This is a genomic window from Streptomyces sp. NPDC006624 (assembly GCF_040611555.1).
Lineage (GTDB): Bacteria > Actinomycetota > Actinomycetes > Streptomycetales > Streptomycetaceae > Streptomyces.
Map to the genome: position 1 here is coordinate 171,229 of NZ_JBEXOM010000005.1, position 22,969 is coordinate 194,197.

At 71.8% G+C, this 22,969-nt stretch carries 19 protein-coding genes; 6 read left to right on the plus strand and 13 right to left on the minus strand.

Annotated features, from left to right (window positions below; genetic code table 11):
• The first annotated feature begins 21 nt into the window (after positions 1 to 21).
• The gene (locus ABZY20_RS11520) at positions 22 to 453 is read left to right on the plus strand and encodes an SHOCT domain-containing protein (RefSeq protein ID WP_356440032.1); all 432 of its coding nucleotides are present in this window, start codon (positions 22 to 24) and stop codon (positions 451 to 453) included.
• A 69-nt stretch (positions 454 to 522) separates the two neighbouring features.
• A complete protein-coding gene (locus tag ABZY20_RS11525; protein ID WP_356440035.1) occupies positions 523 to 972 on the plus strand; it encodes a hypothetical protein in 450 nt (149 codons plus the stop codon).
• 87 nt (positions 973 to 1,059) lie between these two features.
• On the opposite strand, the gene ABZY20_RS11530 is transcribed toward ABZY20_RS11525, so the two are convergent.
• Positions 1,060 to 3,105 carry a SpoIIE family protein phosphatase gene (locus ABZY20_RS11530; RefSeq protein ID WP_356440038.1) on the minus strand — a complete coding sequence of 682 codons (2,046 nt, stop codon included), beginning with the start codon at positions 3,103 to 3,105 and terminating at the stop codon, positions 1,060 to 1,062.
• A 469-nt stretch (positions 3,106 to 3,574) separates the two neighbouring features.
• Between ABZY20_RS11530 and ABZY20_RS11535 the strand changes: the two genes are divergently transcribed.
• The gene (locus ABZY20_RS11535) at positions 3,575 to 7,483 is read left to right on the plus strand and encodes a glycoside hydrolase family 2 TIM barrel-domain containing protein (protein WP_356440041.1); all 3,909 of its coding nucleotides are present in this window, start codon (positions 3,575 to 3,577) and stop codon (positions 7,481 to 7,483) included.
• A gap of 29 nt (positions 7,484 to 7,512) precedes the next feature.
• Here the strand turns inward: ABZY20_RS11535 and ABZY20_RS11540 are convergent, their stop codons facing one another.
• Positions 7,513 to 7,875 carry a metalloregulator ArsR/SmtB family transcription factor gene (locus ABZY20_RS11540; RefSeq protein WP_356440044.1) on the minus strand — a complete coding sequence of 121 codons (363 nt, stop codon included), beginning with the start codon at positions 7,873 to 7,875 and terminating at the stop codon, positions 7,513 to 7,515.
• A 142-nt stretch (positions 7,876 to 8,017) separates the two neighbouring features.
• Between ABZY20_RS11540 and ABZY20_RS11545 the strand changes: the two genes are divergently transcribed.
• The gene (locus tag ABZY20_RS11545) at positions 8,018 to 9,487 is read left to right on the plus strand and encodes an AlkA N-terminal domain-containing protein (RefSeq protein ID WP_356440722.1); all 1,470 of its coding nucleotides are present in this window, start codon (positions 8,018 to 8,020) and stop codon (positions 9,485 to 9,487) included.
• A 9-nt stretch (positions 9,488 to 9,496) separates the two neighbouring features.
• Positions 9,497 to 9,985, plus strand: coding sequence for a methylated-DNA--[protein]-cysteine S-methyltransferase (locus tag ABZY20_RS11550; RefSeq protein WP_356440047.1), 489 nt, complete (start codon positions 9,497 to 9,499; stop codon positions 9,983 to 9,985).
• 34 nt (positions 9,986 to 10,019) lie between these two features.
• Here ABZY20_RS11550 and ABZY20_RS11555 read toward each other — a convergent pair whose 3' ends face one another.
• The 3 genes from ABZY20_RS11555 to ABZY20_RS11565 form a co-directional block, all read right to left on the minus strand.
• Positions 10,020 to 10,775: a Sir2 family NAD-dependent protein deacetylase gene (locus tag ABZY20_RS11555; protein WP_356440050.1), complete on the minus strand. Its 756-nt coding sequence runs from the start codon at positions 10,773 to 10,775 to the stop codon at positions 10,020 to 10,022.
• A gap of 112 nt (positions 10,776 to 10,887) precedes the next feature.
• The gene (locus tag ABZY20_RS11560) at positions 10,888 to 11,382 is read right to left on the minus strand and encodes an NUDIX hydrolase (protein ID WP_356440053.1); all 495 of its coding nucleotides are present in this window, start codon (positions 11,380 to 11,382) and stop codon (positions 10,888 to 10,890) included.
• A gap of 36 nt (positions 11,383 to 11,418) precedes the next feature.
• A complete protein-coding gene (locus ABZY20_RS11565) occupies positions 11,419 to 12,504 on the minus strand; it encodes an ADP-ribosylglycohydrolase family protein (protein WP_356440055.1) in 1,086 nt (361 codons plus the stop codon).
• Between the two features lie 210 nt (positions 12,505 to 12,714).
• Here ABZY20_RS11565 and ABZY20_RS11570 point away from each other — a divergent pair, with 210 nt between their 5' ends.
• On the plus strand, positions 12,715 to 13,833 hold the full coding sequence (locus tag ABZY20_RS11570) for a glycerate kinase (protein ID WP_356440725.1): 1,119 nt from the start codon (positions 12,715 to 12,717) through the stop codon (positions 13,831 to 13,833).
• Positions 13,834 to 13,921: 88 nt separating this feature from the next.
• Here ABZY20_RS11570 and pssA read toward each other — a convergent pair whose 3' ends face one another.
• The 8 genes from pssA to ABZY20_RS11610 all read right to left on the minus strand — a co-directional run bounded on the left by pssA (position 13,922) and on the right by ABZY20_RS11610 (position 22,883).
• Positions 13,922 to 14,704, minus strand: coding sequence for a CDP-diacylglycerol--serine O-phosphatidyltransferase (gene pssA, locus ABZY20_RS11575; protein WP_050810223.1), 783 nt, complete (start codon positions 14,702 to 14,704; stop codon positions 13,922 to 13,924).
• Positions 14,705 to 14,762: 58 nt separating this feature from the next.
• Positions 14,763 to 15,419: a phosphatidylserine decarboxylase gene (locus ABZY20_RS11580; RefSeq protein WP_030843916.1), complete on the minus strand. Its 657-nt coding sequence runs from the start codon at positions 15,417 to 15,419 to the stop codon at positions 14,763 to 14,765.
• A 170-nt stretch (positions 15,420 to 15,589) separates the two neighbouring features.
• A complete protein-coding gene (locus tag ABZY20_RS11585) occupies positions 15,590 to 16,795 on the minus strand; it encodes an acyl-CoA dehydrogenase family protein (protein WP_356440058.1) in 1,206 nt (401 codons plus the stop codon).
• Between the two features lie 2 nt (positions 16,796 to 16,797).
• A complete protein-coding gene (locus tag ABZY20_RS11590) occupies positions 16,798 to 17,310 on the minus strand; it encodes a MaoC family dehydratase (protein WP_062930087.1) in 513 nt (170 codons plus the stop codon).
• A gap of 5 nt (positions 17,311 to 17,315) precedes the next feature.
• Positions 17,316 to 18,281, minus strand: a complete 966-nt coding sequence (locus ABZY20_RS11595; RefSeq protein WP_356440061.1) for a CoA ester lyase — start codon at positions 18,279 to 18,281, stop codon at positions 17,316 to 17,318.
• Positions 18,278 to 20,326, minus strand: a complete 2,049-nt coding sequence (locus ABZY20_RS11600) for a protein meaA (protein WP_356440064.1) — start codon at positions 20,324 to 20,326, stop codon at positions 18,278 to 18,280. Before ABZY20_RS11600 ends, ABZY20_RS11595 begins: the two co-directional genes overlap by 4 nt.
• Before the next feature lie 10 nt (positions 20,327 to 20,336).
• Positions 20,337 to 21,680: a crotonyl-CoA carboxylase/reductase gene (ccrA, locus tag ABZY20_RS11605; protein WP_356440067.1), complete on the minus strand. Its 1,344-nt coding sequence runs from the start codon at positions 21,678 to 21,680 to the stop codon at positions 20,337 to 20,339.
• 393 nt (positions 21,681 to 22,073) lie between these two features.
• Positions 22,074 to 22,883, minus strand: a complete 810-nt coding sequence (locus tag ABZY20_RS11610; RefSeq protein ID WP_356440070.1) for a TetR family transcriptional regulator — start codon at positions 22,881 to 22,883, stop codon at positions 22,074 to 22,076.
• Positions 22,884 to 22,969: the final 86 nt, after the last annotated feature.

The following is a 22,969-nucleotide window of genomic DNA, read 5'->3' on the forward strand; positions in this document are numbered from 1 at the left end:
TGCCCGGGACGGAGGCGTGACATGACCGCACAGACCTACCTGGCCTATGACTTTCCGCTGCTGAGCGCCTTCTGGGCGATGCTGTGGTTCTTCCTGTGGATCATGTGGTTCGTGCTGCTCTTCCGGGTGGTCTTCGACATCTTCCGCGACGACACCCTGAGCGGCTGGGCCAAGGCAGGCTGGCTGGTGTTCTGCATCGTCCTGCCCTTCCTCGGCGTGTTCGTCTACGTCATCGCCCGCGGCAAGGACATGGGCCGCCGCGAGACCGCCCAGGCCCGCTCCCAGCAGGAGGCGCTCGACACCTACATCCGGGAGACCGCCAAGGGCGGCACCGGAGCGAGCAGCGTCGACGAGCTCGCCAGGCTCTCCGAGATCCGCGCCCGCGGCGACATCACGGACGAGGAGTACCGCAGGGCGAAGGAGCTGGTGCTCAGCGGTCCCCGACCGTCGTGACCCTCCGGCTCCCCCTCTCCACCCCCCGGTCGCCGCACGCACCGGGCACCGAAGAATCGAGGCACCAGGATGACCGCCACACACCCCACGCAGGCGCCGTCCAGGGCGCAGCGCGAATGGGCCGTCGGCCTGATGGCCTTCGCCGCCGTGATGCTCATGATCGCCGGGATCCTGGGCGTCCTGCGCGGCATCGCCGCCATCGCCGAGGACGACGTCTACGTCACCACCCCGAACTACGTCTTCGAGTTCGACCTCACCGGCTGGGGCTGGGTCCACCTGGCCCTCGGCGTGGTCGCCGTCATCGTCAGCGTCGGGCTGTTCCAGGCGTCGACCTGGGCCCGCGTGGCCGGCGTGGCCATCGCGAGCCTGGTCATCATCGCCAACTTCCTCTTCCTGCCGTACTACCCGGTCTGGTCGGTCGTGATGATCGCGATCTCGGGGTTCGTCATCTGGGGCCTGTGCACCGTGCGCAGGGAAGACGCCTGGCGGCCCTTCGACCAGAACTCCGGCAACCCGTGAGGTGAGCCCGGGAGGTGAACGCCGTGAGCCGCGTCCGCACGCGGGCGCGGCTCACGCCCGCGTGCGGACCCCGTGTGCGGGCGCGGCTCACGCCCGGGTGCGGACCAGCAGCAGGGCCACGTCGTCGTCGGGCGCCGGGCTCAGGGCGCCGATCAGGCGGTCGCTCGTGTCCTGCAGGCTGGGGTCCACGTGCTCCAGGAGACCGGTCAGCGTGGCCAGGCCGGTGTCGATCGGCTCCCCGCGGCTCTCGACCAGTCCGTCGGTGTACAGCGCCAGCACGGAGCCCGGGGCGAGCTCCACCCGCGCGGTGCCGAACGCCACGCCCCCCACGCCGAGCGGCACACCGCCGGGCACGTCGACCAGCCGCGCCCCGCCGTCCGCCCCGGCCAGCACCGGCGGCAGGTGCCCCGCGCTGGACAGCTCGCAGGTGCCGCGCCGCAGGTCGCACACGGCGTACACGCAGGTGGCGATCGTGTCGCCGAGCGAGCCGGTGATGTCGTCGAGGTGCCGCAGCAGCTCGGCGGGCGGCAGGTCCAGGCGGGCCAGGGCCCGGGTGGCCGTGCTCAGCTGCCCCATGATCGCCGCGGCCTGGACGCCCTTGCCCATGACGTCCCCGACGACCAGCCCGGTGCGTCCCGGGCCCAGCGGCAGCACGTCGTACCAGTCGCCGCCCACCTCGCTGAGGGCCGGGCGGTACCGCGCGGCGATGTCCAGCCCCTCCTGCTCGGCGGGCGCGACAGGCAGCAGGCTGCGCTGCAGGGTCAGCGCGGTGCCGCGCTCCCGGCCGTAGAGGCGGGCGTTGTCGATGCAGATCGCGGCGCGCGCGGCGAGCTCCGAGGCGAGGACCTGGTCCCGGTCGTCGAAGGGGCGCTCGTTGACGGTGCGGAACAGCGACAGCGTGCCCAGCACCCGGCCCCGGGCCAGCAGCGGCAGCGCCAGATAGGAGTGGGCACCGGCCTCGTGCAGGGCCCGGGCGGAGCGCTCGTCGCGGGCCAGGCGCCGCAGCGTCCCGGCGTCCACGTGCGCGATCAGGACCGGGCGGGCGCTGAGCACGCACTGCGTGATCACGCGGGACGCCCCGTAGGCGGCCAGCTCGCCCACCGGGTCGGCGGCGTGCAGGGCGTCGGTGGGGTAGCCGGCCGCGACGGCCAGCGCCCGGAACTCGGCGGGGGCGCCGCCCGACACGGGCGCTATCGTGCCGTGGGCCACGACCGACTCCAGGACGTCCACGGCGGCCAGGTCCGCCAGGTGCGGCACCACCACGTCGGCCAGTTCCCGGGCGGTCTGCCCCAGGTCCAGCGTGGTGCCGATCCGCACCCCCGCGTCGGCGATCACCGACAGGTGCTGGCGCGCCTGCGCGACCTCGGCGGCGGCCCGCTGGCGCTCGGTGACGTCCAGGACGGCCATGGCGAGTCCCAGCACCCGCCCCTCGGTGTCCTCGATGCGGTGGTACGACTCCGAGTAGGCGCGGTCCCGGACGTCCGCGACGGTCCGCCCGACGGTCTGCTGGTCGATCAGGGGGCGGCCGGTCTCCAGCACGTGCCGCATCCGGGACTCGATGGCCGCCACGTCCAGGTCGGGCAGCACCTCGCCGACCCGGCGGCCCAGCACGGCGTCCTCGGGCACACCGTTGATCCGCTCCAGCGCGGGGTTGACGCCGACCCAGCGCAGGTCGTTGTCGAAGACGGCGATGCCCAGCGGGGTCTGGTGGACGAGGCTGTGCGAGAGGGCGAGGTCGCGCTCGACCTTCCGCACGGTCGTCGCGTCGGTGGCGAGGCCCAGCAGATGGGGCCGGCCGTCGGGGTCGAGCAGCCGCATCGTACGGAACTCCACGGGGCGTTCCGTGCCGTCGCGGTGCCGCAGCGGGAAGACCCCGGCCCAGCGGGCACCCGAGCTGACCTGCGCGAACAGCTCCCGTCCGCGGGACCGTTCCGCGGGGGAGACCAGCAGGGTGTCGGCGCGCTGCCGCAGGGCCTCCTCGGCGGTGTAGCCGAGGAGTTGCTCTATCTCCGGGCTCCACAGGGCGATGTGCCCGCCCGGGTCCAGCACCACGGCCGCGACCTTCAGCAGGTCCAGCAGCCCGCCGGGCGCGGCCGGGACGGCGTCGCGGTCCGGCGTCGCGTACCCGTTCATGCGAGCCGCTCCCTCCGGCGCGGCGGAGTCACCGCCGGGATCCGTCGCGCGGGGTGTCCGATGAGGTCAGGGTACGGTCGGTGGCGCGGCGCTGTCGCGCCGGGACGCCGCAGGGGACGCCCTTCCCGTCGTACCCGCGGCACGGGATCACCGCCGCGCTCGCCGCCATCGGCCACCACCTTCACGTGTGACCTTCCGGGTCCGGGCGCCTCAGGGATGCGTTCCCGCCCCGACGCGTGACAACGGCCCGGCGCCCGCCCGGAACCATCAGGATCGAACAAAGACCGACGGGGTCATTGCTTCGGTTGTGTTCGAGTCCTAGGGTGTGCCTGCTCAGCAGTTGCTCCGTCACCGTCAGTTGTCACGCGTCCCAACAGAAACGCCCCTGCCCACCGGGCCGTTGTGGACGGCGTCTGACGTGCCCTCAGTCCGTGCAGCAGCACCCTGTCGAACCGAGGAAGGCCACGGTATGCCGCACCCGCACCCGTCCCCCGCCGACCGGCCCGCCCCGCCCGAACGGCCGGTCGTCAGCCGCCGCCGCCTGCTGGAGGGAGGAGCCGCCGTGCTCGGCGCGCTCGCGCTGTCCGCGTCGCCCGGCGCCGCGCACGCGGCCGGCCGGCGCCCCGCGGCGGACGGCCCCCCGGAGTGGAACGACGGCCTGGCCACCCACAGCGTCGGCACCGAGCCGCCGCACACCACGCTCATGCCGTACGCGACCCTCGGCCAGGCCCTGGCCGGCGACCGCGAGCGCTCGCCGTTCCGGCTGAGCCTGGACGGCACGTGGCGGTTCGCCTACGCGGACCGCCCCGACGACCGGGACCCCGACTTCCACCGCACCGACGTCGACGACTCCGGCTGGGACACCGTCCCCGTGCCCTCCGCCTGGCAACTGCACGGCTACGACGCCCCGATCTACGTCAACATCACCTACCCCTGGTGGGGCCCCAACGGCCGCGGCGAGAACGCCCGGCCGCCGGCCGCCCCGACCCGCCACAACCCCGTCGGCCAGTACCGCCGGACCTTCACCGTCCCGCGCGACTGGCAGGGCCGGCGCACCTTCCTGCACTTCGAGGGCGTCAAGTCCGCCCACTACGTGTGGATCAACGGCGAGCTGGCGGGCTACCACGAGGACTCCTACACCTCCGCCGAGTACGACATCACCCGCCACCTGAAGCCGGGCACCAACCAGATCGCCGTCGAGGTGTACCGCTACTCCGACGGGGACTGGCTGGAGGACCAGGACATGATCCGGCTGAGCGGCATCTTCCGCTCGGTCCACCTCTACTCCACGCCCGACGTGCACCTGCGCGACTTCCGCCTGGAGACCCCGCTCGGCGACGGCTACACCTCCGCCGAACTCAAGGTCACCGCGCACGTCCGCGACTACGGCGGCAAGGGCGCGGGGCGCTACACCGTCGAGACCCAGCTGTACGACGCGCGCGGCCACGCGGTCTGGTCGCGGCCCCTGAACCGGCCCGTCGACGTCCCCGACGGCGACGAGGCCACCGTCGAGGCGTCCAGAGCCGTCCCCTCGCCGAAGCTGTGGTCGGCCGAGCACCCGAACCTCTACACCGCCGTGCTCCGCCTGCGCGACCCGGCCGGCACGGTGGTCGAGACCCTCTCGCACCGGGTCGGCCTCCGCGAGTTCGCGCTCAAGGACGGCCTGATGCGCATCAACGGCAAGCCGGTCTCCTTCCGCGGCACCAACCGGCACGAGATGCACCCGGTCACCGGCTCGGCGCTCACCCGCGCGCAGATGGTCGAGGACATCCGGATCATCAAGCGCCTCAACATCAACAGCGTCCGCACCTCGCACTACCCCAACAACCCGCTGTGGCTCGAACTCGCCGACGAGTACGGCCTGTACCTCGTCGACGAGACCAACCTCGAAACCCACGGCATCCGCGACACCTACCCGGGCAGCGGCCACCCCGAGTGGACCGAGGCGTGCCTGGCCCGCGCCCGGAACATGGTCCACCGCGACAAGAACCACGCCTCGGTGGTCATCTGGTCCCTCGGCAACGAGGCGGGCGGCGGCACCACCTTCAACGCCATGTACGACTGGATCCGCTCCTACGACCCCACCCGGGTCATCCAGTACGAGGGCGACGACCGCCCCGGCATCAGCGACATCCGCTCCGAGATGTACGACAGCCCGCAGCGGGTCGAGCAGCGCGCCGAGGACACGAACGACACCCGCCCGTACGTGATGATCGAGTACTCCCACGGCATGGGCAACTCCAACGGCAACTTCAAGAAGTACTGGGACGTCGTCCGCCGCCACGACGTCCTCCAGGGCGGCTGGATCTGGGACTTCGCGGACCAGGCGCTGCGCTGGCCCACGCCGACGCGCAAGCTGCTGACCGAGGAGGGGCCGGGCGCGCTGCGCGGCGAGATCATGGCGCCCGCGGGCACCTTCGACCGGGCCAAGGGCGTCTCGGGCGGCACCGTGTTCCCCCGCGACCCCCGCCTCGACCTCACCGGCTCCCTGACCCTGGAGGCCTGGGTCACCCCGGACGTCACCGGCGGCCATCAGCCCGTCATCGCCAAGGGCGACACCCAGTACGCCCTCAAGCAGACCGACGGGAACCTGGAGTTCTTCATCCACGGCGGCGGCCAGTGGGTCACCGCGAGCTGGGCCCTGCCCGACGGCTGGACCGGCAGGGAGCACCACATCGCCGGTGTCTTCGACGCGGACGCCGGCACCCTCACCCTGTACGTCGACGGCCAGGTGCGCGGCACCCGCACCACCACCCGCCGCCCTGACGTCAACACCGCGTCGCTGTCGCTCGCCACCGACATCGACAACCCGACGCGGGAGTTCAGCGGCACCATCCGCCGGGCCCGCGTGTACGCCCGTGCCCTGAGCGCGACGGAACTGGCCTCGGACACCCGCAAGCCCGACGACGAGGGCGTGCGCCTCTGGTTCGACGCGGCCACCGCCGGCCTCACCGAGAAGCGCCCGCGCGACCAGACGTTCCACGCGTACGGCGGCGACTGGGGCGACAATCCCAACGACGGTGCCTTCGCCGGCGACGGCATCGTCCTGCCCGACCGCACCCTCACCGGCAAGTCCGCCGAGGTCAAGCAGATCTACCAGGCGATCAACGTGACGGAGGCGCCGGGCGGCCCCGGCGCCGTCACGCTCACCAACGAGTACCTGTTCACCGACCTCCGCGAGTTCGACGGCCGCTGGTCCCTCGTCGCGGACGGCGAGGTCGTCCAGCGCGGCCGGCTGACCCGCGACCAGCTGACCGTCGCCCCGCTCGGCAGCAAGGACGTCGAGATCCCGGTCCGGCTCCCGGCGAAGCCCGCGCCCGGCACCGAGTACTTCCTGCAGTTCTCCTTCACCACCAAGGACGCCACGCCGTGGGCGGAGGCCGGTTTCGAAGTCGCCAAGCAGCAGCTCGCCCTCGACGCGGGCAGCCCGGCCGTGACACCGGCGCCGCTGCGCGGCGTCCCCGCCCTGCGGCACACCGACGGCGACCGGACCGTCACGGTCCGGGGCAGGGGCTTCTCCGTCACGGTCGACAAGACCACCGGCACCCTCACCTCCTTCGAGGCCGGCGGCGAACGGCTCGTCACCTCCGGCCCCGTCCCGAACTTCTGGCGGGCGCCCACCGACAACGACCGCGGCAACGGCCACCACACCCGCAACCAGGTGTGGCGCGACGCCGGAGCGCGGCGCGAGGTGACGGACGTACGGGTCCGGCCCCTGGGCGACCGGGCCGTCGAGATCGCCTTCACCGGCACCCTGCCGACCGGCGCCGAGTCCGCGTTCGGCACGACGTACACGGTCTTCGGCAACGGCGAGATCAAGGTCGAGGCCACCCTGCATCCCGGCGCACCGGACCTGCCGTACATCCCCGAGGTCGGCACCCTGCTGTTCCTGCCGCGCCGCCTGGACCGGCTGCACTACTACGGCCGCGGCCCCGAGGAGAACATGTGGGACCGCAACAACGCCACCGACGTCGGCCTCCACTCCGGCACCGTCTCCGGCCAGTGGACCCCCTACCTGCGCCCCCAGGAGAACGGCAACAAGACCGACGTCCGCTGGGCCGCGCTGACCGACCGCGGCGGACGCGGACTGCTGGTCTGCGGTGAGCCGCTGCTGGAGGTCGGCGCCTCGCACTTCACGCCCGAGGACCTGTCGGCCGGCGTCCGCCACGACTACCAGCTCACCCCCCGCGACGCGGTGGTGCTGCGGATCAACCACCGGCAGATGGGCGTGGGCGGCGACAACAGCTGGGGCGCGCACACCCACGACGAGTTCAAGCTGTTCGCGGACCGCGACTACGCCTACACCTACCGGCTGCGTCCGCTGACGCGCCTGAGCGAGGCGATGCGGGCCTCACGGCGGCCCACCGCCACCGAGTAGGAACCGCCCCGCGCCCCGGCGGCGCCGCCTCAGTCGGCGGCGTCGCTGAGGCCCAGGCGCAGATGCTCCACGTGGTACACCGCCTGGTCGAGCAGCTCGGCGACATGGTGGTCGTGCAGCGCGTACACCACCGACCGGCCCCGGCGCTCGCCGACCACCAGGCCCAGATTGCGCAGCAGCCGCAGCTGGTGCGAGCAGGCCGACTGCTCCATGCCCACCTCGGCGGCCAGCTCCGTGGCCGGCAGCGGGCCTTCCCGCAGCCGCGCGAGGATCAGCAGCCGGGACGGCGTGGACAGGGCCTGGAGCGTGGTGGCGACCTTCGCGACGTTGTCCGCGTCCAGGCGTACCCGCTCGGCGGCGTCCTGCGCGGGGATGACGGCTCCATGACCCATGCCGTCATCGTACCGGGCGCCCACTGACACATGAATGAGTCTTCATCTGTCCCTGCGGGGCGGCGGACGGGGGCACATCGATGTCGGATTCCCGCCAGCCCGGTCCCGCCCGGTGCCCGATGCTGGAGCCATGCACACGGGGATGCACACCGACACGGAGCGCTGCGTGCGCGCCGTCCGCTCCAAGGACGCGCGCTTCGACGGATGGTTCTTCACCGCCGTCCTGACGACCGGCATCTACTGCCGTCCCAGCTGCCCCGTCACACCGCCCAAGCCGCAGAACATGGTCTTCCACCCGAGCGCGGCGGCCTGCCAGCAGGCCGGGTTCCGGGCCTGCAAGCGCTGCCGCCCCGACACCAGCCCCGGCTCCCCGGAGTGGAACCGGCGCGCCGACCTCGTCGCCCGCGCCATGCGGCTGATCGCCGACGGCGTCGTGGACCGCGAAGGCGTACCCGGGCTCGCCGCCCGGCTCGGCTACAGCACCCGCCAGATCGAGCGCCAGCTCCAGGCCGAACTGGGCGCGGGCCCCCTCGCGCTGGCCCGCGCCCAGCGCTCCCAGACGGCCCGGCTGCTCATCGAGACGACCGCCCTGCCCATGGCACAGATCGCCTTCGCCGCCGGCTTCGCCTCGATCCGCACCTTCAACGACACCGTCCGCGAGGTCTTCGCCCTGCCCCCGAGCGAGCTGCGCGCCCGCGCCCCGAAACGGCAGGGCGCGAGCACCCCCGGAGCACTCTGCCTGCGGTTGCCGTTCCGCGCCCCGCTCCACCCCGACAACCTCTTCGGCCACCTCGCCGCGACGGCCGTACCCGGCGTGGAGGAGTGGCGCGACGGCTCCTACCGGCGCACCCTGCGCCTGCCCTACGGCCACGGCATCGTGGCCCTCACCCCGCGCCCCGACCACATCGCCTGCCGCCTCACCCTGAGCGACCTGCGGGACCTGACCGTCGCCATCAGCCGCTGCCGCCGGCTGCTCGACCTGGACGCCGACCCGGTGGCCGTGGACGACCAGCTGCGCACGGACCCGGTCCTCGCGCCGCTGGTCGACAAGGCACCCGGGCGGCGCGTCCCGCGCACGATCGACGAGGCGGAGTTCGCCGTGCGGGCCGTGCTCGGCCAGCAGGTCTCCACCGCCGCCGCCCGCACCCACGCGGCCCGCCTGGTCACCGCGCACGGCGAACCGGTCGACGACCCCGAGGGCGGCCTCACGCACCTCTTCCCGGCTCCCGAGGCCCTCGCGGCGCTGGACCCCGAGTCCCTGGCGATGCCCCGCACCCGCCGCACCACCCTCACCACCCTGGTCCGCGCCCTCGCCGACGGCGATCTCCACCTGGGCGTGGAGAGCGACTGGCCGCAGACCCGCGCCCAGCTCCTCGCGCTGCCCGGCTTCGGCCCCTGGACAGTGGACGTCATCGCCATGCGCGCCCTCGGCGACCCCGACGCCTTCCTCCCCACGGACCTCGGCATCCGCCGCGCCGCCCGCGAACTCGGCCTGCCCTCCACCCCGGCCGCACTCACCGCCCGCGCGGCGGCCTGGCGCCCCTGGCGGGCCTACGCGGTCCAGTACCTCTGGGCGACCGACAGCCACCCGATCAACTTCCTTCCGGTATAGGGACGTCCGATGAAACAGCACACCGTGACCGACAGCCCCTACGGCCCCCTCACCCTCGTCGCCGACGACGGCGTGCTGTGCGGCCTCTACATGACCGACCAGCGCCACCGCCCCCCGGAGGAGTCCTTCGGCCCGCGCGACGACACCCTCTTCACGGAGACCGAGCAGCAGCTCAAGGCCTACTTCGCCGGGGACCTCGAGGAGTTCACCGTCGAACTGCGCCTGCACGGCACCCCGTTCCAGCGCACCGTCTGGGAAGAGCTGCGCCGCATCCCGTACGGCGAGACCCGCACCTACGGCCAGCTGGCCGACGCCCTCGGCGCCCCCACCGCCTCCCGCGCGGTCGGCCTCGCCAACGGACGCAACCCCGTCGGCATCATCGTCCCCTGCCACCGCGTCATCGGCGCGAACGGCGGCCTCACGGGCTACGGCGGCGGCCTGGAGCGCAAGCGCCGCCTGCTGGACTTCGAGCGGGGAGCGACACTCTTCCCGTCCTGAGGGGCACCGCGCGGCACCCCCGCCCGGACCGCCCTCAGCCGCCCTGAGGCCCCGCCGGCCGCTCCTGACCCGTCAGCCCGCGCAGCAGTTCCGGCAGGGCCCTGCCGATGGGCTCGCGGACGATCTCGTCGGCGCGGTCGTCGTACGGGGTCGGCTCGGCGTTCACGATGATCAGCCGGGCCCCGTGGTCGGCGGCGACACCGGCCAGGCCGGCGGCCGGCTGCACCTGAAGGCTCGACCCCACGGCGACGAACACCTGGCAGGCCTTGGTGACGGCGACCGCGTCGCCCAGGACCACGGGGTCGAGCCGCTCCCCGAACATCACCGTCGCCGGCTTCTGGATCCCGCCGCACTCCAGGCACGCCGGATCCTCCTCACCGGCCTCGACCCGGGCCAGCGCGTCCGCCATCGGCCCCCGGGCATGACACCCGGTGCACACGACACTCCGCGCGCTGCCGTGCAGTTCGAGCACCTTCCGGGCGGGCATCCCGGCGAGCTGGTGCAGCCCGTCCACGTTCTGCGTGATCACCCGCACCGGCACCCCGGACCGCTCCAGCGCGGCCACCGCCCGGTGCGCCGCGTTGGGCTCCGCCCCCAGCGCCTCGGTCCGCCGCCGCATCTGCCAGGACCGCCGCCGGATCTCCGGATCGCTCATGTAGCAGTCGTAGGTCACGAGCTTCTCGGCCTCGGGATCCCGCCGCCACAGCCCGTCGGGCCCGCGGTAGTCGGGAATCCCGGAGTCGGTACTGACACCGGCGCCGGTGAGGAGGGCGACGAGGGGCTTGGCCATGATCCGAGCGTAGGCCGGGCCGCGGAGGAGCGGCGAGCGTATTTCGCACGGGACACCCCACGGGAGCGGAACACCCCGGGGGAGCGGGCCACCCGGGGAGCGGGTCGCTCCGTCAGCCGACCCGGTGCCCGTTCTCCAGCTCCGCCGTGCCCGAGCCGTCCGTCAGGACGTCCAGGCCGGCCAGGACGCGGCGGCCGAGGGCGCCCGGGAGGTGGTCCGTCAGCTCCTCGCGCGGGACCAGGCGCCAGGACAGCAGCTCCTCCTCCTGGAGGCGGATCGCCTTGAGGTCGTCCTCGTCGAGCACGCCGCCGTCGTACAGGTACGCCACCAGCGGCGGACGGCCGGCGCCGTGCACCCAGTCCACCGCCAGCAGCCGGCCGAGCTCCCGGTCCAGGCCGATCTCCTCCGCCGTCTCGCGGCGTGCGCCCTGCCGCGGGGTCTCGCCGTCGTCGGACTCGACGGTGCCGCCCGGCAGCGCCCATCCGTCCCGGTAGTTGGGCTCCACGAGCAGCACCCGGCCCTCGCCGTCCCGGAACAGGGCGGCGGCGCCGGCCAGGACTCGGGGCAGGGACGCGATGTAGGCGGCGAAGTCGGAAGAGGCGGTCATGGGGGGCAGGGTATCCATCCGGCGGACGCGTCCGGTTCAGGCCTCCAGTTCCGCCAGCCGCACCGTCCGCTCCGCCAGCTCGCTGATCCGCACCCCGTCGAAGCCGAACACCGCGCTGCGCACCGTGTCCTCCAGCGGGAGCTTCCACTGGTCCGGGATGGCCGCGGCCCCGCCGAACACCCCCGCCACCGAGCCCGCCGTGGCGCCGTTGGAGTCGGTGTCCAGACCGCCGCGCACGGTCAGGGTGATGGTGCGGGTGAAGTCGCCGTCGCCGTAGAGCAGACCGGCGGTGAGGACTGCGGCGTTCGGGACGGTGTGGATCCAGCCCATGCCGGCGGTCTCCTCGGCGACCGTGGTGAGCGTGTCCTCCCAGGACAGGCGGGTGTCGTGCAGCGACACCACCCGGCGCACCGTACGGGCCAGACGGCTGCTGGCCGGGATCACCGCCAGGGCCTCGTCGACGGCGTGCCGCACGGTGGGCGCCGTGAAGGCCGCCGCGATCAGCGCCGCCGCCCACATCGCCCCGTACACCCCGTTGCCGGTGTGCGACAGCACGGCGTCCCGGCGGGCCAGGGAGGCGGCGCGGCGCGGGACGCCCGGGCAGGTCCAGCCGTAGACGTCGGCACGGATGAGGGCGCCGATCCACTCCTGGTACGGGTTGTCGTACGTGGCCGTCAGCGGCGGCTTCAGCCCGTTGGCCAGGTTGCGGTACGCCGCCCGCTCCGCCGTGAAGGTCTGCAGGTACGGCAGCCGCAGCAGCCACAGGTCGCCGACCTGCTCCGTGCTGAAGCCGAAGCCGTGCGTCTCCAGCAGGTGCAGGCCGAGGATCGCGTAGTCGACGTCGTCGTCGCGGCAGCTGCCGTGGATGCGGCCGCGCACGCACTGGCGCCATTCGGGGCGCAGCTCGAAGCCGTCGCGGTCGGTGGGCGGCTCGGGCAGGTAGTCGGTCAGGGGCAGGGCGGCGGCCTGCCGCAGATAGCGGTCGATGCGGTCGCGGGTCCAGACCTCGCCCTGCTCCACGGGCTTGCCGAGCATGTTCCCCGCGATGCGGCCCAGCCAGCCGCCGAGGATGCGGTTCGCCAGGTCCGTCGCGGTGTCTGTCGCGGTGCGTGCGGGGCTCATGGTTACGGCTTACCCGTTTCGCGCCGGGCGCTGCGGTGTGTTCCGTTCCGGGGCCCCGGCGGCACCGGTCCACGGGGTGGGCACGGGCTGACGCCGGGGGTGTCCTGCGGTTAAGGTCACAGCGGCGCGACCGGCCCGGACCGGGCCCGTAGAGCAAGGGGAGTGCAAGTGGCGGACGCTGCAGTGAGCGAGGCCCGGAGGACCCGGCGGGTGCTCGTCGCCGCGGACAAGTTCAAGGGGTCGCTGACGGCCGTGGAGGTCGCCGAACGGGTGACGTCCGGGTTGCGCCGGGCCGTGCCGGACCTGGAGGTCGAGGCGCTGCCCGTGGCCGACGGCGGCGACGGGACCGTGGCCGCGGCGGTCGCGGCCGGGTTCGAGCGCCGGGAGGTCCGGGTCGCCGGCCCCCTCGGGGACGAGGTGACCGCGGCGTTCGCGCTGCGCGACGGCACCGCGGTCGTGGAGATGGCCGAGGCCAGCGGACTCCAGCGGCTGCCGGCCGGTGTCTTCGCCCCGCTCACCTCCTCCACGTACGGCTCCGGCGAGGTGCTGCGGGCCGCCCTGGACGCGGGCGCCCGCACGATCGTCTTCGGGGTCGGCGGCAGCGCCACCACGGACGGCGGCGCCGGGATGCTGTCGGCGCTGGGCGCGAGGTTCCTGGACGCGGACGGGGAGCCGGTGCCCCCGGGCGGCGGCGGCCTGGCCGAGCTGGCCACCGCCGATCTGTCGGCCCTCGACCCCCGTCTGTCCGAGGTCGACCTGGTGCTGGCGAGCGACGTGGACAACCCGCTGACCGGCCCGACGGGCGCACCGGCGGTGTACGGGCCGCAGAAGGGCGCCTCACCGGACGACGTGGCGGCCCTGGACGCCGCCCTCGCGCACTTCGCGAAGGTCCTGGAAGGCGCGGTGGGCCCGCGGGCCGCCGAGTACGCCGCGTCGCCGGGCGCGGGAGCCGCCGGCGGCATCGGCTACGGCGCGCTGCTGCTGGGCGCGCGTTTCCGCCCCGGCATCGAGGTCATGCTCGACGTGCTGGGCTTCGGCCCCGCCCTGGACGGCACCGACCTGGTCATCACCGGTGAGGGCTCGCTGGACGAGCAGACCCTGCACGGCAAGGCCCCGGCGGGCGTCGCCGCGGCGGCCCGCGCCGCAGGCAAGGAGGTCGTGGCGGTCTGCGGCCGCCTCGCCCTGCCCCCCGAGGCCCTCGGCCGGGCCGGCATCCGCCGCGCCTACCCCCTGACGCAGGAGGAGCCGGACGTGGCGAAGTGCATCGCCGAGGCGGGCCCGATCCTGGAACGGGTCGCGGAGCGGATCGGGCGGGACTTCCTGACCTGAACCGTCACCCGGCCTGAACCGTCATGCGAAACGGGTGTGGCCCGGGCCTCGAAAGGCCCGGGCCACACCCGTCAGTGGTTCTGCGAGGTCACGGTAGCTGGGCCGCCCGCGCCTCCCGCCGGTTGTCGCGGAAGTTGTTCACCCGCCGGGCCGTCGCGAACAGCGGGATCACGGCGCCCATGACCAGCTGCAGCGCGCAGCCCGTCTGGAGCAGCAGCTGACCGCTCGGCGCGTCGAAGGCCCAGGCCGCCAGCAGGCCCATGCTCAGCACGATCCACGACAGCATCGCGACCGCGAGGCGCCCGCGCGGCTTGGGGTACTCCACGCGGCTCACCATCAGCCACGCCGTGCCCAGGATCGCCAGGAGCGTCGCCACGAAGGGCAGCTCCAGCAGCACGATGGACACCACCGTCAGCGCGCCGAACGGCGAGGGCATGCCCTGGAAGGTGCCGTCCTTGACCGTGACGCAGGAGAACCGGGCAAGCCGCAGCACCACCGCCAGCAGCACCACGATCGCCCCGACCGCGGCCACTCTCTGGTGCGCGTCGTCGGCGACCATGCCGTAGACCAGCACGAAGTACGCCGGCGCCAGGCCGAAGCTGATCAGGTCGGACAGGTTGTCCAGCTCGGCGCCCATGGGGGAGGAGCGCAGCTTGCGCGCCACCAGGCCGTCGAACAGGTCGAAGACCGCAGCGCAGAGCATCAGGATGACCGCGGTGGCCGCGCTGTGGCGGGCCATGCCGGTCTCCTGGCTGCCCGTGAGGTGCGGGATCAGGATGCCCGTGGTGGTGAAGTACACCGCCATGAAGCCGCACGTGGCGTTGCCGAGCGTCAGGGTGTCCGCTATCGACAGGCGCAGCGAGAGGGGCATCTCCTCTTCTTCGTCGACCTCGTCGGCGTCCGGCCCCCAGCCGGCCTTGGTATCCGGATCAATCACGGTCAATGCGAGTCACCCCTGCCACGGTCTTCTGACCGACCTCGACCGCCACCTCCACGCCCTCCGGCAGGTAGAGGTCGACACGCGAGCCGAAGCGGATCAGGCCGATCCGCTCGCCCTGCTCGACCTTGGTGCCCTGCGGCAGGTAGGGGACGATGCGGCGGGCGACCGCGCCGGCGATCTGGATCATCTCGATGTCGCCGAGCTCGGTGTCGAAGTGCCACACGACCCGCTCGTTGTTCTCGCTCTCCTTGTTGAAGGCGGGAACGAAGCCACCGGGAACGTGCTCGACCGACGTCACCGTGCCGGCCAGCGGGGCGCGGTTCACGTGGACGTTGAGCGGGCTCATGAAGATCGCGACGCGCGTGCGGCCGTCCTTCCACGGCATGATGCTCTGCACCACACCGTCGGCGGGCGAGATGACCCGGCCCTGGGTGATCTCACGCTCGGGGTCGCGGAAGAACCACAGCATCCCCGCCGCCAGCGCGGTGGCGGGAACGGCTACGGCCTTGGCCGCACCGGAGCGGCGGGCGCGGGCCAGGCTGAGGGCTGCGGTGGCGACGGTCGGAAGGAGCCACGGCGATGCTCCGCGCGCGAGGCGTACGCCGGCCCGGCTGTCGCGAGGTGCAGAGGTTTGGCTGTGGGGCATGGATGACCTTCGTAGCGGATGATGCCGCACTCTGACGGGGGACGGCGGCTTTCCGGCGATCGTAGCGGCTCGGGGCCCTAACTGGGTAAGCCAGGCAACCGAGTCGGCTTCCGAAGAGTGCTGACGGGGTGTGATCTTCTTCTCCAAGAAAACACCCCGTATCCGGACATCTAGCCCTGGAATCGATACTCTTCGAGCAGCCGCCTGCCGATGATCATTTTCTGGATCTCGGCGGTACCTTCACCGATGAGCAGCATCGGCGCCTCGCGGTAGAGGCGCTCGATCTCGTACTCCTTGGAGAAGCCGTAGCCGCCGTGGATCCGGAAGGCGTCTTCGACGACCTCCTTGCAGTACTCGGAGGCGAGGTACTTCGCCATCCCGGCCTCGAGGTCGTTTCGCTCCCCGGAGTCCTTTTTGCGTGCTGCGTTCACCATCATGGCATGCGCGGCCTCGACCTTGGTAGCCATCTCGGCCAGCTTGAACTGGATCGCCTGGTGCTGGGCGATCGGCTTGCCGAAGGTGTGGCGCTGCTGGGCGTACCGGACGCCCAGTTCGAACGCACGCTGGGCGACGCCGCAGCCACGCGCGGCGACGTTCACACGGCCGACCTCCACGCCGTCCATCATCTGGTAGAAGCCCCGGCCGGTGACCCCGCCGAGCACGCGATCCGCGGGAATCCGCAGGCCATCCATGATGAGCTCGGTGGTGTCGACACCCTTGTAGCCCATCTTGTCGATCTTCCCGGGGATGGTGAGGCCGGGACGGACCTCGCCGAAGCCGGGCTCCTTCTCCACGAGGAAGGTCGTCATCGACTTGTGGGGCGCGGTGCCCTCGGGGTGACCTTCGTCACTTCTGACCAGAACGGCCACGAGCGACGACGTTCCGCCGTTCGTCAGCCACATCTTCTGGCCGTTCAGGACGTACTCCTCGCCGTCCTTCACCGCCTTCGACGTGATCGCCGACACGTCCGAGCCGAGGGCCGGCTCCGACATCGAGAACGCGCCCCGGATGTCACCGGCCGCCATCCTCGGCAGGAAGTGGTCCTTCTGCTCCTGCGTGCCGTGCTGCTTGAGCATGTACGCCACGATGAAGTGCGTGTTGATGATGCCGGACACCGACATCCACCCGCGGGCGATCTCCTCCACGCACAGCGCGTACGTCAGGAGCGACTCGCCCAGGCCCCCGTACTCCTCGGGGATCATCAGGCCGAACAGGCCCAACTCCTTCAGCCCGTCGACGATCGCCTGCGGGTACTCGTCGCGGTGCTCCAGCTCCGTGGCGACCGGAATGATCTCCTTGTCCACGAAGTCCCGGACGGTGGACAGGATCTCCTGCTGGACGTCCGTCAGACCGGCGGTCTGGGCGAGTCGCGCCATGACTACTTCTCCTGCTCTCGCAGCTCCGGGCGGCCGGGCTGCTCGCCGCCGCGCTCCTTGATGTACGTCTCGGTCGGCACCATCACCTTGCGGCGGAACACGCAGACCAGCGTGCCGTCCTGCTTGTAGCCCTTGGTCTCGACGTAGACGATGCCGCGGTCGTTCTTCGACTTCGACGGCCACTTGTCGAGCACGGTCGTCTGGCCGTAGACCGTGTCGCCGTGGAAGGTCGGCGCCACGTGCTTGAGCGACTCGATCTCCAGGTTGGCGATGGCCTTGCCGGAGATGTCCGGCACGGACATGCCGAGCAGGAGGGAGTAGATGTAGTTCCCGACGACGACGTTCTTGCCGAAGTCCGTCGTCTTCTCCGCATAGTTCGTGTCCATGTGGAGCGGGTGGTGGTTCATGGTGAGGAGACAGAACAGGTGGTCGTCGTACTCCGTGACCGTCTTGCCCGGCCAGTGCTTGTACGTCGCCCCGACCTCGAACTCCTCGTAGGTGCGCCCGAACTGCATCGCGCTCAGCCCTCCGGGATCTCGAACTTGCTGGTGCGCCGCATGCCGGCGGCGCGTCCCTTGCCCGCGATGACCAGGGCCATCTTGCGGCTGGCCTCGTCGATCATCTCGTCGCCGAGCATCGCCGAGCCCTTCTTGCCGCCCGCCTCGGACGTGTAGTAGTCGTACGCGTCCAGGATCAGCTCGGCGTGGTCGTAGTCCTCCTGCGACGGCGAGAAGATCTCGTTGGACGCCTCGACCTGGCCCGGGTGCAGCACCCACTTGCCGTCGAAGCCGAGCGCGGCGGCGCGCTGCGCGACCTCGCGGTAGCCCTCGACGTTGCGGATCTGCAGGTAGGGGCCGTCGATCGCCTGGAGGTCGTTGGCGCGGGCGGCCATCAGGATCTTCATCAGGATGTAGTGGTAGGCGTCCGCCGGGTAGCCGGGCGGCTGCTCGCCCACGACCAGCGACTTCATGTTGATGGAGGCCATGAAGTCGGCCGGGCCGAAGATGATGGTCTCCACGCGCGGGCTGGCCTGCGCGATCTCGTTGACGTTGTTCAGGCCCTGCGCGTTCTCGATCTGCGCCTCGATGCCGATGCGGCCGACCTCGAAGCCCATCGTCTTCTCGATCTGCGTCAGCAGCAGGTCCAGGGCGACGATCTGCTGGGCGTTCTGGACCTTCGGCAGCATGATGCAGTCGAGGTTCGGGCCGGCGCCCTCGACGACCGTGACGACGTCGCGGTACGTCCACTCCGTCGTCCAGTCGTTGACCCGGACCACGCGCGTCTTGCCCGTCCAGTCGCCCTCGTTGAGGAACTTCACGATGGTGTGCCGCGCCTCGGGCTTGGCCAGCGGGGCGCAGGCGTCCTCCAGGTCGAGGAAGACCTGGTCCGCCGGGAGGCCCTGGGCCTTCTCCAGGAAGCGCGGGTTCGAGCCCGGCACCGCCAGGCAGGAACGCCGCGGACGGAGACGGTTGACAGGCGTGGTCATGCGGGGACCTCCAGGGGGTCGAGCTTGTTCGCTTTCCGGATCTCGTCGACGATGCGGCCGATGATTCCGGTGATGTCGAAGTCCTTCGGGGTGAAGACCGCGGCCACTCCGGCTTCCCTGAGCTGCTCGGCGTCACCATTCGGGATGATGCCACCGGCGATCACCGGGATGTCTGTGGCACCGGCCACACGGAGCCGTTCGAGGACGTCCGGGACGAGCTGGGCGTGCGAGCCGGACAGGATGGACAGGCCGACCGCGTGCACGTCCTCCGCGAGGGCCGCGTCCACGATCTGCTCAGGCGTCAGCCGGATGCCCTGGTAGACCACCTCGAAGCCGGCGTCGCGGGCGCGCACCGCGATCTGCTCGGCGCCGTTGGAGTGCCCGTCCAGGCCCGGCTTGCCGACCAGGAAGCGCAGCTTGCCCACGCCCAGGTCCTTGGCGGTGAGATCCACCTTCCGGCGGACGAGGGCCAGCGTGCTGCCCTCCTCGACCGGAACGGCCACCGGCGCGGACGAGACACCCGTGGGCGCCCGGAACTCGCCGAACACCTCGCGCAGCGCCCCGGCCCACTCGCCGGTCGTGGCGCCGGCGCGGGCGCACTCCAGGGTGGCCTCCATGAGGTTCTCGTTGCCGCGCGCGGCCTCCTTCAGCCGCTCCAGCGCCTTGCAGGGCCGCGGGTGGTTGAACGGCGGCTGGTACCGGGTGTCGCGCCACTGCTGCAGCGCGGCGATGACCCGGGCCTCGACCGCCGGGTCCACCGTCTGGATAGCGGTGTCCAGGTCGGCGGTGAGCGGGTTCGGCTCGGTGCCCTCGAAGATGTTGACGCCGACGATCTTCTCCTGGCCGGACTCGATCCGGCCCCGGCGCTCGGCGTGCGAGGCGACCAGCTGCGACTTGAGGTAGCCGGACTCGACGGCCGCCATCGCGCCGCCCATCTCCTCGATGCGGTCCATCTCGGCGAGCGACGCCTCGACCAGGCCCTGCACCTTCTCCTCGATCACCTTCGAGCCCTCGAAGATGTCGTCGTACTCCAGCAGGTCGCTCTCGTACGCCAGCACCTGCTGGATGCGCAGCGACCACTGCTGGTCCCAGGGGCGGGGCAGCCCGAGGGCCTCGTTCCAGGCGGGCAGCTGCACGGCACGCGCGCGGGCGTCCTTGGAGAGCGTCACGGCCAGCATCTCCAGCACGATCCGCTGGACGTTGTTCTCCGGCTGCGCCTCCGTCAGGCCCAGGGAGTTGACCTGGACGCCGTAGCGGAAGCGGCGCTGCTTGGGGTTCTCGATGCCGTACCGCTCGCGCGTGACCTTGTCCCAGATGCGGCCGAAGGCGCGCATCTTGCACATCTCCTCGATGAAGCGGACGCCCGCGTTCACGAAGAAGGAGATACGGGCCACCACATCGCCCATGCGCTCCTGCGGCACCTGGCCGGAGTCGCGCACGGCGTCGAGCACGGCGATCGCGGTGGACATCGCGTACGCGATCTCCTGGACCGGGGTGGCGCCCGCCTCCTGCAGGTGGTAGCTGCAGATGTTGATCGGGTTCCACTTCGGCATGTGGGAGACCGTGTACGCGATCATGTCCGTCGTCAGGCGGAGGGACGGTCCCGGCGGGAAGACGTGCGTCCCCCGGGACAGGTACTCCTTGACGATGTCGTTCTGGGTCGTGCCCTGGAGCTTGGTGATGTCGGCACCCTGCTCCTCGGCGACGACCTGGTAGAGCGCCAGCAGCCACATGGCCGTGGCGTTGATGGTCATCGAGGTGTTCATCTGCTCCAGGGGGATGTCCTGGAACAGCCGGCGCATGTCACCGACGTGCGCGATCGGCACGCCGACCCGGCCGACCTCGCCGCGGGCGAGGATGTGGTCGGAGTCGTAGCCGGTCTGCGTCGGCAGGTCGAACGCCACCGACAGGCCCGTCTGGCCCTTGGCGAGGTTGCGCCGGTACAGCTCGTTGGACGCCTCGGCCGTGGAGTGACCGGCGTACGTGCGCATGAGCCACGGCCGGTCCTTCTCCCGCACGCCGTCGGCGGGCTGACGCTCAGTCATGCAGCGCTCCTCAGACGTTGCGGAAGCGGTTGATGGCGTCGATGTGCTGGGCGCGCTTGGCCTCGTCGCGCACGCCCAGGCCCTCCTCGGGGGCCATGCACAGCACGCCGACCTTGCCCTGGTGGAGGTTGCGGTGCACGTCGAACGCGGCCTGCCCGGTGTCCTCCAGGGAGTACACCTTCGACAGGGTCGGGTGGATCTTGCCCTTCGCGATCAGCCGGTTGGCCTCCCAGGCCTCGCGGTAGTTGGCGAAGTGCGAGCCGATGATCCGCTTCAGCGACATCCACAGGTAGCGGTTGTCGTACTCGTGCATGTAGCCCGAGGTGGAGGCGCAGGTGGTGATGGTGCCGCCCTTGCGGGTGACGAAGACGCTCGCGCCGAATGTCTCGCGGCCGGGGTGCTCGAAGACGATGTCGATGTCCTCGCCGCCGGTGAGCTCGCGGATGCGCTTGCCGAAGCGCTTCCACTCCTTGGGGTCCTGGGTGTGCTCGTCCTTCCAGAACTTGTAGCCCTCGGCGTTGCGGTCGATGATCGCCTCGGCGCCCATCGCGCGGCAGATCTCCGCCTTCTGCGGCGAGGAGACGACACAGATCGGGTTGGCGCCGCCGGCCAGCGCGAACTGCGTGGCGTAGCTGCCCAGTCCGCCGCTCGCGCCCCAGATGAGGACGTTGTCGCCCTGCTTCATGCCGGCGCCGTTGCGGGAGACCAGCTGCCGGTAGGCGGTGGAGTTGACCAGACCGGGGGCGGCGGCCTCCTCCCAGCTGAGGTGGTCCGGCTTGGGCATCAGCTGGTTGGACTTCACCAGCGCGATCTCGGCGAGACCGCCGAAGTTGGTCTCGAAGCCCCAGATGCGCTGCTCCGGGTCGAGCATCGTGTCGTTGTGGCCGTCGGACGACTCCAGCTCGACCGACAGGCAGTGCGCGACGACCTCGTCGCCGGGCTGCCAGGCGTTGACGCCCGGGCCGGTGCGCAGGACGACGCCCGCGAGGTCGGAGCCGATGATGTGGTACGGCAGGTCGTGGCGCTTGGCCAGCTCGCTGGTGCGGCCGTAGCGCTCCAGGAAGCCGAACGTCGACAGCGGCTCGAAGATCGACGTCCAGACCGAGTTGTAGTTCACCGACGAGGCCATGACGGCCACCAGGGCCTCACCCGGGCCGAGCTCGGGCAGCGGCACCTCGTCCAGGTGGATCGACTTGCGGGGGTCCTTGTCGCGCGTGGCGAGCCCGGCGAACATCTCCGTCTCGTCCTTGTGCACGGTGATCGCGCGGTACGACTCGGGGAGCGGGAGGGCGGCGAAGTCCTCCGACGTGGAGTCGGGCGACTGGATCGCGGCCAGGATGTCCTTCACGGTCACGGTGTTGCCTCCGGCGGTGAGCGCCCTGAGGGAGGGGCGCCGATGGTTACGTCGGTGCTGCTGAGGGGTGCGGGTGTGCCGTCGGTTCGGCGGTGGTGGTGCTGTTCGGCAGCGCTGGTGGCGCGGGAGGTTGCCTGTGACGCAGGCGTCCGGGCGAGCAGGCGCTGGGCCCGCTGGGACGTCGCCCCGACCTCTTCAACGTATGACACCGCGTGTCACCCCGCAAGGCACTGAGTGCCAGAAGTTGCTCTCAAGTGAATTCTTTACGCGACAGATGAGCGATGATCGATCGAACGGGCCGTCCGAGGGTCTGCAAAACCGCCCCTGACATGGCAAAACGGCCACCCCGGGGGGTGGCCGTCATCACAGCGGGAAAAGCGCGGGAGGGGGCGCTCAGCGCTCCTTCAGGGCCTGCTCGATGGTCCGCATGACCTCGTCGAGCGGCGCGTCGGTCCGGGCCACGGTCACCAGCACCTCGCCCTGCGTGGAGGCCGTGGCGGCGGCCGGCTGCGGCTCCGTGGAGCGGCCCGCCCCGATGCCCGTCCCGAAGGTCTTGCGCACGATGGCGAACGCGTGGTCCAGCTGCGCCTCCACGTCCCCCTGCCCGCCCGCCCTGAGCCAGCGCCGCAGGACGTGGTTGTGGGCGGTGACGACCGCGGACGCGGCGACCTCCGCCAGCAGCGGGTCGTCGTTGGCGTCGTCGGCGTGCGCGCGCTCGTCGAAGTGGCCGAGGAGGTAGCGGGTGAACAGGCGCTCGTAGCGGGCCACCGACGCGATCTCCGCCTCGCGCAGGGTGGGCACCTCGCGCGTCAGCTTGTAGCGGGCGACGGAGATCTCCGGCCGCGCCGCGTACATCTTCATGACTTCCTTGATGCCGCGGCACACCGTGTCGAGCGGATGCTCGTGCGCCGGCGCGGCGTTGAGCACCGCCTCGGCGCGGATCAGGGTGTCGTCGTGGTCGGGGAAGATCGCCTCTTCCTTGGAGCGGAAGTGGCGGAAGAAGGTGCGGCGCGCGACCCCGGCCTGGGCCGCGATCTCGTCGACGGTGGTCGCCTCGTATCCCTTGGTGGCGAACAGCTCCATCGCGGCGGCCGCCAGTTCCCGGCGCATCTTGAGCCGCTGGGCGGCGGCGCGGGAGCCGGCGGCACTCTCCGGCGCGTCGGTCGCCGCTGGTGTACGTGAGGACTTGGCGGGCTGGGACATGCCCTGAACGTACTGCATGTGCGCAGCTCGGTGCGCATGAGCTGGTCCTCCGCCCCCGCCGGCGGGGGGCGGGAACCGGTCCGGGC